This is a genomic window from Fictibacillus sp. BK138 (assembly GCF_004216955.1).
Taxonomy (GTDB): domain Bacteria; phylum Bacillota; class Bacilli; order Bacillales; family Fictibacillaceae; genus Fictibacillus.
This window is the reverse complement of record NZ_SGXL01000001.1, coordinates 1,670,960-1,684,772: the sequence shown is the minus strand read 5'-3', so window position 1 is coordinate 1,684,772 and position 13,813 is coordinate 1,670,960. Positions and strand designations below refer to the sequence as shown.

General features: G+C 37.6%; 19 protein-coding genes. 4 read left to right on the top strand and 15 right to left on the bottom strand.

Annotated features, from left to right (window positions below):
• Positions 1-31: 31 nt before the first annotated feature.
• On the top strand, positions 32-457 hold the full coding sequence (locus EV282_RS08395; RefSeq protein WP_130295342.1) for a VOC family protein: 426 nt from the start codon (positions 32-34) through the stop codon (positions 455-457).
• Positions 458-509: 52 nt separating this feature from the next.
• Here the strand turns inward: EV282_RS08395 and EV282_RS08390 are convergent, their stop codons facing one another.
• The 4 genes from EV282_RS08390 to kynA form a co-directional block, all read right to left on the bottom strand.
• Positions 510-1,298, bottom strand: coding sequence for an ABC transporter permease (locus tag EV282_RS08390; protein WP_130295340.1), 789 nt, complete (start codon positions 1,296-1,298; stop codon positions 510-512).
• The gene (locus EV282_RS08385; protein WP_207224285.1) at positions 1,282-1,935 is read right to left on the bottom strand and encodes an ABC transporter ATP-binding protein; all 654 of its coding nucleotides are present in this window, start codon (positions 1,933-1,935) and stop codon (positions 1,282-1,284) included. The genes EV282_RS08390 and EV282_RS08385 overlap by 17 nt, the downstream gene beginning before the upstream one ends.
• A gap of 67 nt (positions 1,936-2,002) precedes the next feature.
• Positions 2,003-2,806 carry a DNA-formamidopyrimidine glycosylase gene (gene mutM, locus EV282_RS08380; RefSeq protein ID WP_130295336.1) on the bottom strand — a complete coding sequence of 268 codons (804 nt, stop codon included), beginning with the start codon at positions 2,804-2,806 and terminating at the stop codon, positions 2,003-2,005.
• Between the two features lie 97 nt (positions 2,807-2,903).
• Positions 2,904-3,752, bottom strand: coding sequence for a tryptophan 2,3-dioxygenase (gene kynA / locus EV282_RS08375; RefSeq protein ID WP_077364127.1), 849 nt, complete (start codon positions 3,750-3,752; stop codon positions 2,904-2,906).
• Positions 3,753-3,937: 185 nt separating this feature from the next.
• Between kynA and EV282_RS08370 the strand changes: the two genes are divergently transcribed.
• Positions 3,938-5,218: an aminotransferase class I/II-fold pyridoxal phosphate-dependent enzyme gene (locus EV282_RS08370; protein ID WP_130295334.1), complete on the top strand. Its 1,281-nt coding sequence runs from the start codon at positions 3,938-3,940 to the stop codon at positions 5,216-5,218.
• Positions 5,219-5,243: 25 nt separating this feature from the next.
• Here EV282_RS08370 and EV282_RS08365 read toward each other — a convergent pair whose 3' ends face one another.
• From EV282_RS08365 to EV282_RS08340, 6 genes are all read right to left on the bottom strand, one after another.
• A complete protein-coding gene (locus EV282_RS08365) occupies positions 5,244-5,687 on the bottom strand; it encodes an SRPBCC family protein (protein ID WP_130295332.1) in 444 nt (147 codons plus the stop codon).
• 9 nt (positions 5,688-5,696) lie between these two features.
• Positions 5,697-6,479 carry a metalloregulator ArsR/SmtB family transcription factor gene (locus EV282_RS08360; RefSeq protein ID WP_130295330.1) on the bottom strand — a complete coding sequence of 261 codons (783 nt, stop codon included), beginning with the start codon at positions 6,477-6,479 and terminating at the stop codon, positions 5,697-5,699.
• A 156-nt stretch (positions 6,480-6,635) separates the two neighbouring features.
• Positions 6,636-6,824 (bottom strand): alpha/beta-type small acid-soluble spore protein, encoded by a 189-nt coding sequence (locus tag EV282_RS08355; RefSeq protein WP_066290324.1) that lies wholly within the window; start codon positions 6,822-6,824, stop codon positions 6,636-6,638.
• A gap of 131 nt (positions 6,825-6,955) precedes the next feature.
• Positions 6,956-7,144, bottom strand: a complete 189-nt coding sequence (locus EV282_RS08350) for a hypothetical protein (protein ID WP_130295328.1) — start codon at positions 7,142-7,144, stop codon at positions 6,956-6,958.
• Positions 7,145-7,207: 63 nt separating this feature from the next.
• Complete coding sequence (locus tag EV282_RS08345) at positions 7,208-7,840, bottom strand: phosphatase PAP2 family protein (protein ID WP_165389402.1); 633 nt, start codon at positions 7,838-7,840, stop codon at positions 7,208-7,210.
• A gap of 287 nt (positions 7,841-8,127) precedes the next feature.
• A complete protein-coding gene (locus EV282_RS08340; RefSeq protein WP_130295324.1) occupies positions 8,128-9,057 on the bottom strand; it encodes a rhodanese-related sulfurtransferase in 930 nt (309 codons plus the stop codon).
• A 208-nt stretch (positions 9,058-9,265) separates the two neighbouring features.
• On the opposite strand from EV282_RS08340, the gene EV282_RS08335 reads away from it, so the two are divergent.
• Positions 9,266-10,036, top strand: a complete 771-nt coding sequence (locus EV282_RS08335) for a CAP domain-containing protein (protein WP_130295322.1) — start codon at positions 9,266-9,268, stop codon at positions 10,034-10,036.
• 54 nt (positions 10,037-10,090) lie between these two features.
• On the opposite strand, the gene EV282_RS08330 is transcribed toward EV282_RS08335, so the two are convergent.
• From EV282_RS08330 to EV282_RS08310, 5 genes are all read right to left on the bottom strand, one after another.
• Entirely contained in the window at positions 10,091-10,387 is a 297-nt protein-coding gene (locus EV282_RS08330; protein ID WP_130295320.1) for a YciI family protein, read from the bottom strand.
• 77 nt (positions 10,388-10,464) lie between these two features.
• A complete protein-coding gene (locus EV282_RS08325; protein ID WP_413466115.1) occupies positions 10,465-11,673 on the bottom strand; it encodes a DEAD/DEAH box helicase in 1,209 nt (402 codons plus the stop codon).
• A 5-nt stretch (positions 11,674-11,678) separates the two neighbouring features.
• Positions 11,679-12,350, bottom strand: coding sequence for a hypothetical protein (locus EV282_RS08320; protein WP_130295317.1), 672 nt, complete (start codon positions 12,348-12,350; stop codon positions 11,679-11,681).
• Between the two features lie 150 nt (positions 12,351-12,500).
• Positions 12,501-12,866, bottom strand: coding sequence for a DUF1798 family protein (locus EV282_RS08315; protein ID WP_165389401.1), 366 nt, complete (start codon positions 12,864-12,866; stop codon positions 12,501-12,503).
• A gap of 65 nt (positions 12,867-12,931) precedes the next feature.
• On the bottom strand, positions 12,932-13,441 hold the full coding sequence (locus EV282_RS08310; RefSeq protein ID WP_130295313.1) for a MerR family transcriptional regulator: 510 nt from the start codon (positions 13,439-13,441) through the stop codon (positions 12,932-12,934).
• A gap of 215 nt (positions 13,442-13,656) precedes the next feature.
• Between EV282_RS08310 and EV282_RS20565 the strand changes: the two genes are divergently transcribed.
• Positions 13,657-13,791 (top strand): hypothetical protein, encoded by a 135-nt coding sequence (locus tag EV282_RS20565; RefSeq protein WP_264191104.1) that lies wholly within the window; start codon positions 13,657-13,659, stop codon positions 13,789-13,791.
• Positions 13,792-13,813 lie beyond the last annotated feature (22 nt).

Genomic DNA, 13,813 nt, shown 5'->3' with positions numbered 1-13,813 from the left:
CCGTAAAAAAATGTAAATGGGAGTGAAAGAAATGTCAGTTGATGTTTACCTTAATTTCAATGGGAATTGCCGTGATGCTGTAGAATTTTACGCAGAAGTATTTAAGACAGAAAGACCGCAGATTATGACGTTTGGAGAGGCACCTCCAAACCCAAATTACGAACTACCAGAAGAGGCTAAAAATTTGGTAATGCATACCCGTTTAAATATTGATGGCAGCAATGTCATGTTTTCAGACACATTTCCAGGCATGCCTTTTGTAGAAGGAAACAATGTAACACTTGCCATTGTAAATAAAGACATTGACCAAATAAAATCAATGTATGAAGGATTAAAAGAAGGCGGAGAAGTTGTGATGGAACTGCAAGAAACGTTCTGGAGCAAACTTTATGGACAGGTTACAGATAAGTTCGGCATTCATTGGCAGTTAAATTATAATAATGGAGAAAGTTTCTAAACAAACAGACGTAATGGAATAAATGAGGAGCCCTTGAACGTGAGGGCTCCTTTTACTCGTGTTCATTTATCAATTGGCTTCTTTCGTTAAAAAACTGTTTATACCCTAAATGTAAAAATAGGATTACAGAGAGTGAAACGCTTCCTACGATTCCTAATATGACGGCTATTTGATATTCTATTGCAACAACAGGTGAAGTTCCTGATAATATTTGACCCGTCATCAAGCCTGGCAAGAAAACAATTCCCATACCAACCATCGAATTTATTGTAGGAATCATAGCTGCATCAAACGCTTGATTGGTAACCTTTTTTGAAGCCGCTTTTGGAGTTGCTCCGAGCATTAATGCCCCTTCTACCTCCTCCCGATGTGATTTCATACCAGTAATCAGGTTATTCACACCTAATGTGATACCTGTCATCGAATTCCCGATGATCATACCAGCGATTGGTATAAAATACCGAGGTTCATACCATGGAGATACATTTATTACGATAAAAATAAAATAGAAGAGACTGAAAAATATACCTAGCGTCATAGACAGCGCAATTATTTTTTTCATTTGAAAATTAATCCTAGTGTTCGATCGCTTATAAACATTGTAGATAGCAAACACTTGCATAATACAAATAGAAAAAAGAGTTAATATCGGATGTGTATTTTCAAAAAGATATACTAATATATAACCCGCTAAAATAAGCTGAAACGTCATCCTGACAGTAGCTAATAATATTTCTCTTTCTCTTGGAATTCTTTTGACCTTAACAATCAATATTAAGATCAAAACAAATATGTACGCGGCAAGGAGCTGCCAAAATGAAAGATCAATGATTTCTTTCATGAGTTGTCATCTCCTTTTTTAAACTATATTTCATAAGGTCTATCGTATGATCTGCCACTTGAGCTGCTAATTCCTTATTATGTGTAACAAAAATGAGTGAAAGGCCTTTATTTTCTACGTACTCCAAGATTTTATGTACCACTACCTCAGCTGTTTCCTCATCCAAAGCAGAAGTAGGTTCATCGAGCATCAGCACCTCTGGATTCATTAGAAGCGCTCTCGCTATCGCTAACCGCTGTTTTTCTCCTCCAGAGAGATTGGATGCATTGTCATTAAGCTTCTTATTTAATTGAAACTCCTCCAAGATACCAGTGAGTTGCTCTATACTTGGCGGCTCTTCCTCTGAGAATTTAGAACCTATCGCTAAATTTTCTTTAATCGTACCGTCAAATATTACCGGGGTTTGAGGAACCATAACGGATTTTCTTCTTAAATGAATAGGATCTAAATCAGATATGGGTTGTTTTTTGTAGGTTACCTGTCCTTCATCTGGTGTGATCATGTTATTTAATAATTTCATCAAGGTTGATTTCCCGCTGCCGCTGGGACCTAGAATACAAGTTACAGACTGTTCGGGAATAGTAAGATTGTCGATCTTCATCAGTTCGTTTATTTTAATATTTGTTAAGGTGTACAAACGAAACTCTCCTGTCATCTATAAAGAATCAATCTTTTACTTTCTCTCTTACAAGCAATCCCTAACATTATCTTTGGCATTTTGGACAAAAGAATGATTTAATTGCCGAGCTTTCTACCCTTTCAATCTTCGTTCCGCAGCGAAAGCAATTTTGTCCTTCCCTTTCGTAAACAAGACGATTATCATTGTATCCTCCTGTTTTCTTATCACCTTCGTACATCGGGTTGTCCATATAGCCTCCCAGTTCAATTGCACTCTTTAAAACAGGGGTGAACGCACCGTAGAGTGATTTGATTTGTTCCTCTGTAAGATCTTTCGCTTTGTGAAAGGGATTAAGTTTTGCTTTATAACAAATTTCATCTGAATAACAGTTACCTATTCCTGCGATAAATTTTTGATCAACTAGTATTGGCTTTAATCGTCCTTTTTTCTTGCTTATCCTCTTATCAAAATCTTCACCACTCAGTTCAAAGGGTTCAGGTCCGAGATCAGCGAGCTTCTCTTCTAATTCCACGTTTGATAAAAGATGAAGATACCCTAGCCTCAATCCGATGAAATAAAGCTTAAGATCACCAAAAGATAAAATTACTTGTTTCGTCCTATCAGGAGCATTTCTGTCATTCCCTATGAACATCCATCCTCCAAGCATTAAATGCAATAAAAGGTTCTGTCCTGAGCTCAACTCAAAAATAAGATGCTTTGCTCTTCTTTTTACTCTGGTTATTGTTTTCCCTCGAACATGTGAAATGAAATCTTTAACGTCTTTATTAATTGATTTTTCTCTATTGATCTCCACATCTGTTATGGATTTATTGAGGATATTGTGACTTAACAGAATTCGATATGTTTCCATCTCTGGCAGTTCTGGCATTTTTTTAGCTCCTTAAAGTTCCTTTCATTATTATTGGGCAGGGTATTCATTTTATGTACATAAAAAGGACGGCCGATTCAGCCATCCTTCCATAATCTTATATGCTTGTTCTTAAATCCCAAAGCTCAGGGAAAAAACGCTGATCTAATACTTTTTTCAAGTAATTTACACCAGATGATCCGCCAGTTCCTACTTTAAACCCAATAATTCGTTCAACTGTTTTCATATGACGGAATCGCCACTGTTGAAGCCAGTCTTCAATGTCTACCAGCTTTTCTGCAAGTTCATATAGGTCCCAATACTTTTCAACATTTTTATAGACCTCAAGCCATGCTGCCTCGACAGAACGATTGTACTCATAACGTTTTGTTACATCACGGTTTAACACTTCTTCATCTATATGAAGCCCTGCCTTTGCAAGCGCCTGAATGGATACATCATATAGACTAGGTGTATGAAGGGCAGCTGTTAGTTGTTCATGCAGGTCCGCATCTTTCTTATAGATTTCTAAAATATGAGGCGTTTTATATCCTAACGCAAATTCAATCATGCGGTATTGGTAAGATTGAAAACCAGATGCTTGTCCAAGTTTGTCACGGAATTCCATATATTCTGCTGGAGTTAGTGTTGATAGAACATCCCACGATTCAATGATCTGAGACTGAATCTTTGATACGCGTGCAAGCATTTTAAATGCTGAATGAAGATTACCGTTTTCTATTGATGAAATAGCTGACCTTGTTTCATGTAAGATTAATTTCATCCAAAGTTCACTCACTTGGTGAATAATAATAAACAGCATTTCGTCATGGTGGCCAGAAAGTCTTTTTTGGCTCGATAAGATTTGATCTAGCTGCAGATATTCTCCATAAGTCATCTGATTAATAAAGTCCGTGTAAATCCCTTTTTCCGTTTCTTTGCTGTCCAATTTTTTCTGTTCTGTCATTTGATCCACTCCCCATAGGACATAAAAACTTTGTTAACGCTTTCATTATACATCAAAAAAGGGATTTCTTTTAGCCTTTCTTAAAAAGGATAAACCTTAAAAATTTTTATATCGAAAATTGAAGGTAATTGTAAAATTTTACCGAAATAGACAATCATTCGAATATTACCAACAGGAGGTTTCATATGACACAAATTCAAACGAAGCACATTGATATCTTTGATAAATGTAAAACGAATGAAGGATACTTCGGGGACTTCAGGGTTTCAGATGATCAGTATTTTGTATCCCCAATTTTAGATTCTGTTCCTGGAACAGTGATGTCATTTAATGGACAAAACAAAATCATGTGGGCTACTAACAACTATCTTGGATTGGCAGAAAACGAAGATATAAAGAAAATCGCAGTGGAAACAGCCGAAGAATGGGGTGTGAGCGGTCCGATGGGCTGCCGCATGGTCAGCGGAAACACGCAGGAGCATGTTCTGCTTGAAGAGGAACTCGCTTCTTTCGCTGAAAAAGAGTCTTCTATTCTTTTTAACTTTGGTTATTTAGGCATTATTGGTACGATTGCTTCGCTTGTGGGCAAAGATGATATCGTAATCATGGATAAACTATGTCATGCTTCCATCATAGATGCAGCAAAACTTGCGGTCAGCGACCCGAGGAACCTTCGTGTTTTCCGGCATAACGATATGAACAGTCTTGAAAAATTATTAAGGTCGGTTAATAAGAACCGTAAAGGCGGTGTACTGATTCTAACTGAAGGTGTATATGGAATGACTGGTGACATCGCAAAGCTAGATGAGATTTGTGATCTGAAAGATAAATATGATGCACGCCTTTTTGTCGATGATGCACATGGGTTCGGAGTAATGGGACCTAACGGAAAAGGTGTTGGTGAGCATTTTGGAGTTCAAGACCGCGTTGATATATACTTATCTACTTTTGCAAAAGCCTTTACTGCTATCGGCGGCGTTTCAGCTGCAAGCAAGGAAGTTGTGGATTGGATCCACTACAATGCAAGAACACAAATATTCGCAAAAAGTTTACCGATGGTTTATGTGAAAAGTCTTCGTAAAACATTAGAACTTGTTGCGTCAGGTCATGACCGCCGACATAGACTTTTTCAAGTATCACAAAAGCTCTCAAACGGTTTAAGAGATATAGGTTATTTTGTAGCGGATACTCCTTCCCCTATTATTTCTGTTTATGTTCCTGGAGGCGATCTTCAAATGGGACTTCATTGGGTTAGATACTTACGGGATAACGGATTGTTTCTTCAAGCGGTTATGTATCCGGTGATCCCAAAAGGGTTGTTCATGTTCCGCATTATTCCTACCGCAAGCCATACAGAAGAACAAATAGAAACTACTCTTCAAATTTTTAAGAGATTACGCGATGAACAAGGTTTACAGCTAAATGTAAATTTAAGTGCAGTGGACAGAATATATGCTAACAATTAAACAGAAAAAAGCTTGAGTGCAGTTCTCAAGCTTTTTGTTTTTCCAGGATTTCTTTTATTTTAATTAAATCTTTTTTATTCGCTCTTTTCATCATTAAAGACATAAATGGAACAAACATCTTCGAAAAACCTGTTGGAACTCCTTTATTCTGTAAAGTCATTCGTGTTTGCTTCCCATTAATAGATGTCCACGTATAGGTCGTTTCCATCGGAAACGGTCCATCTACCGTTTTCATTACAAGTCTTTGCCCTGGAATAAAATCTGTAATTTCATATACATACTCTAATCTTCTTCCTAAAAACTCTGCTATAAATGCGATCTTAGAACCTGTTTGTAATGCTTTTTCAGTTTGCCATTCTGCAGATTTGATGTTCACATACCAATCTGGGGCATGATCGGGATTTGCAGCATATTGTGCTACTTTTCCCTTAGTTTCATTAATGATTATTTCTGTTAGGACATCTACCATATCTATACCTTATTTCTCTTCTATAAAATTCTTTAAATGAACAGCAAGAAGTTCATTCCAGCCATGCCTGTGAGCTTCTTCCCACTGCGGTTCGAGAATTCCTGCAGCATGATGTGTTAATTGAAGAACAGTCTTATTATCTTCCTCAAATAACTTATACGAATAAAAGCTGTTAACAGCACCATTCATACCTAACAATCCATTTAATCGAATTTCCTCATTTTCTTTATAATAAGTTACCGTTCCCCATAGGGCTCCTTCACCATTACCCCAGTCTTCGTAAAAGCGGCCTGTTAAGTGTGGCTCAAGGATTAATGTTGCGTTTTCATCACCTAGTCTAAACTTCCACCAGCTGTTTATATCTTCTGTCAATGCCTTGAATACAGTTTCTTTATTTGCTTGAATAACAATGTCCTGTTCAATCTGAAATGAGTCTATTTTTCTTTCTTTTGTTTGTTCCATTTTATCCTCTTCCCTTTCTTCCACTAAGTTTTTTAGGTGTATCAATCCCCTGGCATGTGGTGCTTCATATTTGCTTACCCACCTGTTATAAAGCTCTTGCAACGGGATCACATTTAAATAGTTGAGACGTACCCTTCCTTTACGTCTAATAAGTACGAGATTAGCATCTACAAGTACACTTAAATGTTTCATGATCGCATATCTCGAAACATCATACTTTTCACTTATCTCTCCTGTAGAAAGCGGCTGCTTCTTTAATTCGTCCAAAATAGCAATACGAATTGGATGTGACAATGCCTTAAAAACATCAACGAGATCTTGGTTAACCATCTCTGTTTATACCACCCTCTTTCCATATAAAAACATGTGCCAATTTGGTAACATAAATTATGTGACTAAATGGTAACATTATATAGATGAGTTGTCTACAAAAAAATAAAAACCCGGGACGAATCCCGAGTTTTTTCTTACAAGGAGGTTGCTGGATTAACGAAGTCCGCCTAACGCTTGTGCTACAAGACGCTTAGTGATTTCGCCACCAACAGATCCGTTTGCACGAGAAGTTGTGTCTGGTCCAAGATGTACTCCGAACTCAGCAGCGATCTCTTGCTTCATTGCATCAAGAGCTCCTTGTGCTCCAGGAACTACGATTTGGTTGCTTTGGTTACGTGCCATGCGATTTCCCTCCTTTGGGAGATAATATGTACGGAAAAGCTGAGATGTTTTTCCGTTAAAGGTAGTATGGGTTAATTTTGAAAACCTATTCATAGAAATATAATTTTTTTCAAAAAAAAAACAAGAACTTGTTAGAAGTCCTTGTTTTGCTGCTCTTTACTTAGTAAATCTTCTTCTAGTAACTGAGCTCTTTTTAATTCTTTTGCAGAATGTTTTTTAAAAAACACAACTGTTCGCCAAGCGAAAATTGTAAAGATGGCTAGTGTTATAAAAGCTGGGATATATTCAAGTTTGTTTTCCGGAAACACAATCGGCAGCATATCTTTGCACCCTCTCGTAAACATTACGCTTTATTATATCAAATTAAGAGAGCAATTGAAAATCTATAAATAGGTATGTTTATTGTTTTGCATCTCTGCAGAATTAGAATCTAATGTTTTGTATATTACTGCTAAACAAACACAAAAAGCCAATCCGATACTAAATCCTGCAAGTATATCAGATGGATAGTGCACTCCAACATAAACGCGGCTTATGCCCAAGAAGAATGGAAGAATTGTACCGATCCAAAGAATCCATGGCTTTTGATATCTTTGATAGAGCAAGAAAGCTGAAAATAAATAGAAGGATGTTCCGACCATCGCGTTTCCGCTTGGGAAACTAAACCCATCTTCTTCTAGTAAACGATTTCCTAATGGACGTTCCCTTTCAAATGCATTCTTTAATACAAGATTCAAACCATAGGATAATCCTATACTTGCGAGCAGAAGAATACCACTCAGCCATTTTCTAACAAGAAATAAGCCTATAACGCTAATTATGCAGAGTACGCCTAATACTTTTGCATCTCCAACATATGTAAAGGCGATAACTAGTTCATTAAATGATTCCTCTCTAAAACTTAGAATGATGTCTCTTGCTGCATCATCGAATGCACGTACGATTCGAGTGTCATAAAATACAAGTAATATAAAACTCACCGAACAGACACTTAGCAAAATGTTGTACTTTTTCATATCCTTCATTCCCCCCTAAAACTTATTTTACGTTAAATAACAAAAAATAGGAGAAAAAAAGCGCTCCTAGTTGGAAGGAACTGAAAAAGTCTTAAATAAATTGATGATGCGTGGATCTCCGCTCCAGGGTACATGCTTTCCGCGGGGCGGGCGGTGAGCCCCTGCCGCTACGCACCTTTAGGGGTCTCACCTGTCCCACTCGTCACGCCGGAGTCAGTACCCTTCCGCTACAATCCTTACATGTTTGTATGCAAAAAAAGAAAAACCGGTGTAATTCAACCAGTTTTTCAGTAGCCCTCCTTGTTTGGAGAGCTTTCTTTTTCCTGTTCTTTAATATATCGATTAAAAGGATGCTCAAGACATTCCTTGCTGCATGAACGTTTGTGTTCCTTCTCGCAGTCCTCACACATTAATAAGTGTGCATTGCATTCGGGGTTTCCACATTTCACATAGCGTTCTTCAGGATTTCCGCAATGATAGCATCTGCCGACAACCGTTTCTTCACCGCTTCGATTTATTGGAACTGAGATGCGTTCATCAAAGACATAGCATTTCCCGTCCCAATGTTTCCCTTTTGCCTCTTGGTGGTAACCATAACTGATTATACCTCCTTCTAGCTGAGAAACATCCTTGAATCCCTCTTTTAATAGAAAACCAGAGAACTTCTCGCAGCGGATTCCACCTGTACAATAGGTTAGTACTTTCTTATCTTTAAACTGACTAAAGTTTTCCCTAACCCATTGTGGAAGTTCTCTAAATGTTTCCACATCAGGTCTTATCGCGTTTTTGAAATGTCCAAGATCGTATTCATACGTATTGCGTGCATCCAAAATCACCACGTCTTCTTGCTCCATAGCTGCCAGCCATTCTTTTGGCGAAAGATGCTTACCAGTAGTTTCATTTGGATTCACATCATCCTCAAGACTTAGATGCACCAGCTCAGGTCTCACTCTGACTTTCATCTTTTTAAATGCATGAGATTCTGAAGATTCTATTTTGAAAACCGTATCCGTAAATCGAAGATCATTCTTCATATCTTCCATATATTTTTTTGTCTGTTCGATCGTTCCGGATACCGTTCCATTTATTCCTTCACGAGCAACCAGGATCCGTCCTTTTAAACCAAGTCCCTTACAATAGGCAAGATGCTCTTCTTTAAAAGATTCGGGATCATCTATAGTTACATATTTGTAATACAACAAAACTTGATATTGCATAATTCCACCTACTTCTGCTTCTTAAAAACTCCTTTCTTATAATAACAAATTATTTAAAAAAGAAAAATACACGCTACTACATCTGTCTGCAGCAACCATACAATTATTTACAGATATTCTCTCCCATTCCCAGTTGTTTCAGCGCTTTCATTGTGTGAATATTTAATTAGTGGGATTCGTTGGAGGAACTGGGATATCGGGGGATATTATGCGTTTAAAAATTGCTTCTTTAAGTATTTCAGCTTTTCTTTTGATGGGGTCTGCAACATATGCAGCAACACCTTATACTGTTCAGCAAAACGATACTCTTTGGACAATTACTCAAGATAAAAATGTTAGTTTGAGTAAGGTAATCGGAATGAACCGATTAAACAGTTCAACGATTTATGCTGGGCAAACTCTTTATGTTCCAACGTCTTCAAAACAATATACAGTAAAATCTGGAGACACATTATATAAAATCGCTTCGGCGTCAAATGTTAGTCTATGGGCAATTCAACAGGCAAACCCGCAAGTACGACAAATCAACTGGGTTTATCCTGGACAAGTGCTAGATCTGCCAGCTAATGCTGCAAAACAACCTGCTGCACCTGCTCCAGCACAATCTTCTGTTGGTGCATACGCAACTCAAGTTTCACAATTGGTGAATCAAGAGCGCCAAAAAGCAGGCCTTGCCCCATTAACACTTGATGCTGAATTAAGCAATGTTGCTATGGCAAAAGCCAAAGACATGATTGCTAATCATTATTTCGATCACAATTCACCAACTTACGGTTCACCTTTTGACATGATGCGCAGCTTTGGCATCCATTACACAGCAGCAGGCGAAAACATTGCCAAAGGTCAGACTTCACCACAAGCTGTTATGAACGATTGGATGAATAGTCCAGGGCACAGACAAAACATTTTAAGCACAAATTATGATTCTATCGGAGTTGCTTATTATCAAGGAGCTTGGGTACAGCTTTTCAAAAAATAAAGATCTTCCAAACGAAATCCACGAAAAAAGCATGCGGCTTGAAGCTGCATGCTTTTATTTTTTCAGAAGGGATATTCGAAACGGAAATAGTTTTCCTGTCATAATTTCATCAACGATAGCAGGATCATTATTCATGATATGAGTAGCTTCTTCATTATCTACATCCTGTAAAATCACTATCCCAAATGATGCATCAAGACAAGGTCCTGCCAGTACAAGTTTACCCTCTTGCAAGAGATTTTGCAGGTAGAAAAAATGAGACTCCAAGGTGTTTTTTTCTTCTGCAGACTGATTTTCCATGAAGTCTGGTCGCAACGGTTTAATCTGATATAAAAATTCTCTAGTTTCCAAAACAATCTCCCCTTTATAGGGAAAGATTCTCTCTTTAAACACTAAACCCTTTTTAGATGGTCAAAACTAGAGGTATTTTAATCTCTTTTCTTTTTTCCTGTAGCAGGCTTTTTATTGGCTGGTTTCCCGCTTTTTTGTGGAGTTTGTTTCTTAGAAGTATATTTTTGAATATCTTCTATAACTACATTGCCTCTTTCGAGTAGCTGCTTTTGCAGTGGAACATTTATATTTGTTGTCCATTTCTTAACGGAAGACAATTCTGCTTTTGTTACGAGTGATACAACGATTCCTTCTTTCCCCATTCTTCCGGTTCTTCCTGAGCGGTGAACATATTGCTTAACATCTTCAGGAAGCTCCAGATGTACAACGTGTGTCACATCTGGTATGTCCAGACCGCGTGTCGCAACATCCGTAGTTAAAAGTACAGGGATTTTACCTCGTTTAAAATCATTTATTACGTTTTGTCTATCTTGTTTTGTAGAGTTACCAGCAAGAACACCAAGTTTAATCTTTTTGTATTCAAGTTTTGATGCGAATTCATCCATTTTCATAGAACTGTTTATAAAAACAATCGCTTTGATTCCAGGTGTATGGCGGATTAACTTACGAAGGTTATCCACCTTATCACGGTACTCAGATACCATGAACGTGTGTGTCACTTGGTTTGCAGTTTCTTGTTTATCGACTTTGATTATTGAAGGTTCGACTGCTAATTTACTTGACCAATCTTCTGTCTTTTTATTAATGGTTGCCGAAACAAAGACGAGCTGGCGGTCTTTTAAGGTTGCACTTATTACATGTTCGACATCTCCGTTAAAACCAGCTTCAATAATATGATCCGCTTCATCAATGACAATCGTTTTAACTTCATGCACCTTCAGTTTTTTGTTCTGTATTAATTCTTTTACTCGGCCTGGTGTCCCGACGATATATTGAGGTTTTTTCTTTAACTTATCAAGCTGTCTCTGCATGTTTGCTCCACCAATGAGAGAAGCTCCGCTGAGCCCGCTGTTTTCGGTGAACTTTTGGCAAACTTCATAGATCTGCATAGCAAGTTCTCTAGTTGGTGCAAGAAATATAACTTGTGCATTTTTCACTTCTGGATCTAACTTTGCAAGTGCAGGCAAGGCATATGCAAGAGTTTTTCCAGTTCCGGTCGGTGATTCAATAACGATGTCTTTATTCTCTAACAAGCTTGGAATGGCGCGCTCCTGAATATCAGTTAGTGATGTAAAGCCGCTTTTATTCCACGCGTTTTGGATAAATTCCGGAAAACTATGTATCAGTTGTGTCATTTTTTATACCCCTTAAAATATTCATTCATTTCTTTCATTGATGCGATTACTTGTTCAAGTACCAGTGAAAAACGTTCAGGTTCTTCTTCAGAAAACGGCTTTTGTAAATGGATGGAGATCGTATTGCTGAATACACTTCTTGAATCTCCATATATATAGGTAAGTTTTTGCTGAATATCTCCTTTTAAATCATCTTCTGACCATTTTTTCAAGATGGATTGAAGCTGTTTGCAATCTGTTTCAATTTCATAGACCGGTGTTTCTATATATATGGAAACCTTGCTGCCAGCTCCTTCAGGATTATCTTTTAGTTTTTCAGTTGCATAATTTTCAAGATTTGTATTTAGAGTAAGATTTCCTTTAAAAGACTGACTGATTCCTGAGACGAAAAAATCAATTGAGTAACTTCTGCCGATAACGGCAAGATCCACTAAATCTTTTCGATCTACAATTTCTATCGCGCCAGCAAAATCTAAATCATATACGGCACCTTCAAGCACAACCTTTAGATTATCATAAACCGATGGATGATACATCTTGCTCGCTCCTTTATTTAAAAATAAAATTGTTTTCGTAATCTTTGTTGCTCTTTGATAGTTGTTGATTTCCGCTTCAGGTTGCTCGCTTTCCATGGGGTGTGCGGTGAGCCTTCTGCCGCTCTGCGCCATTAGGAGTCTCCACCTGACCGCTCGTCCCATAGGAGTCTCGCACCTTACGCTTCAATCAACTTGCATAAGAAGAAAAAAAGAAAATACCCAAAATGCATCAATGATTTCGAGAAAGGTCAAAAATTAATTGATCATACGGTACGTGAAATTTTATTCTTCTTGTGAGCTCAATTGTTCTTTCATCTGGTTTAAAACATACAATACCGATTTCACCATTTCAGTGATACGTTTATCTTTCATATTCTTTTGAAAGACATAAATACCCAGGTAACCAATGTTTTCAGCTGCGGTCTTGATCTGAATTGGATATAAGTATTTAGGTTTATTCATGATTACCCATTCCCGTGCGAGCGGCTCCCACTCTTGTACCCTAAAATGGATGCGGTCTGCAAACGGCTTAACTTCACTATAAAAATCTGCTTCCGTCTCTCTTGCCTTCGTTTCTGTTTTATAAATATGAAACGCTTCATTAATATCAGCGATTAATTCTGTCGTTTTGTTGTACAAATTGCTCATAAAAAAAGTCCCTCCATTCTTTATATCGTACCAAAGAATGAAGAGACTTACACTTTTCATTTCATTTATAATGTAAACAGACTCACAAACCAGTTCTTTTTTGGTTTTTCTTTTACATAAAGCTTTTCTTCTGGATAGTTGTTTTTCAATAAAGCTACCTCAAGGTCCTGAAGACGCGCCTCCATGTTTTCCATCTTTTTTATAAGTTCTTCAAGTTCGGAAGCATGCTGCAACATTTGATAGGAAACAACAGCATCCGCTTTCTCTTCAACCTTTTTTTCTAATGCTTTAATGGCACGATTAAGGCGGTCAAACTTCTCATCAAAATGGGTTGGCAGTTCTACGGGTTTCTCAGATGTTTGAAAGGACTGGATCTGAATATCACTCATCAATAATCCATTATCGAGCTGAGCTTTAATCTCCCTTAATTGCTCGATGTCTTCTTGCTTAAACAAATAATGGCCATGTTCGTTCTTATCACATTGAATGTTAAAATGTCTGACCCAGCGCTGAACCGTTGTCGGATTCACCCCGAGTTCCTCAGAGACAGTTTTGGTCTTCAACACCATTTCCATTATGAATCCCTCCCCGTTTTCTTGTAGGAACTAATTTCGTCCTGCATCCTCTTATCCCCTTCACACGTGACAAAACTAGTTTTTATTCGGCAAAGAAAGTGTAAATATCCTTTTTCAACTTTAATTCGACAGCTATTTGTTGATTGTTTGTATATTCAGTCGCTTCAACCGTAAAACTAATATGAGTTCACGTTTTATTAAAGGAGGTGCAAAAAATGAATCAAGACAGCAAACAGCAAAGAAAACAAGATCAGTATTCACAACAGGAAGGTACTGAAAAAACAGAACAAAAGCAAAACACAGGTTATGGTGATAAAAAACTGAATGGCCCTGATATACCGAGCACGTAACATAAGAAAGACGGCGTTTCCT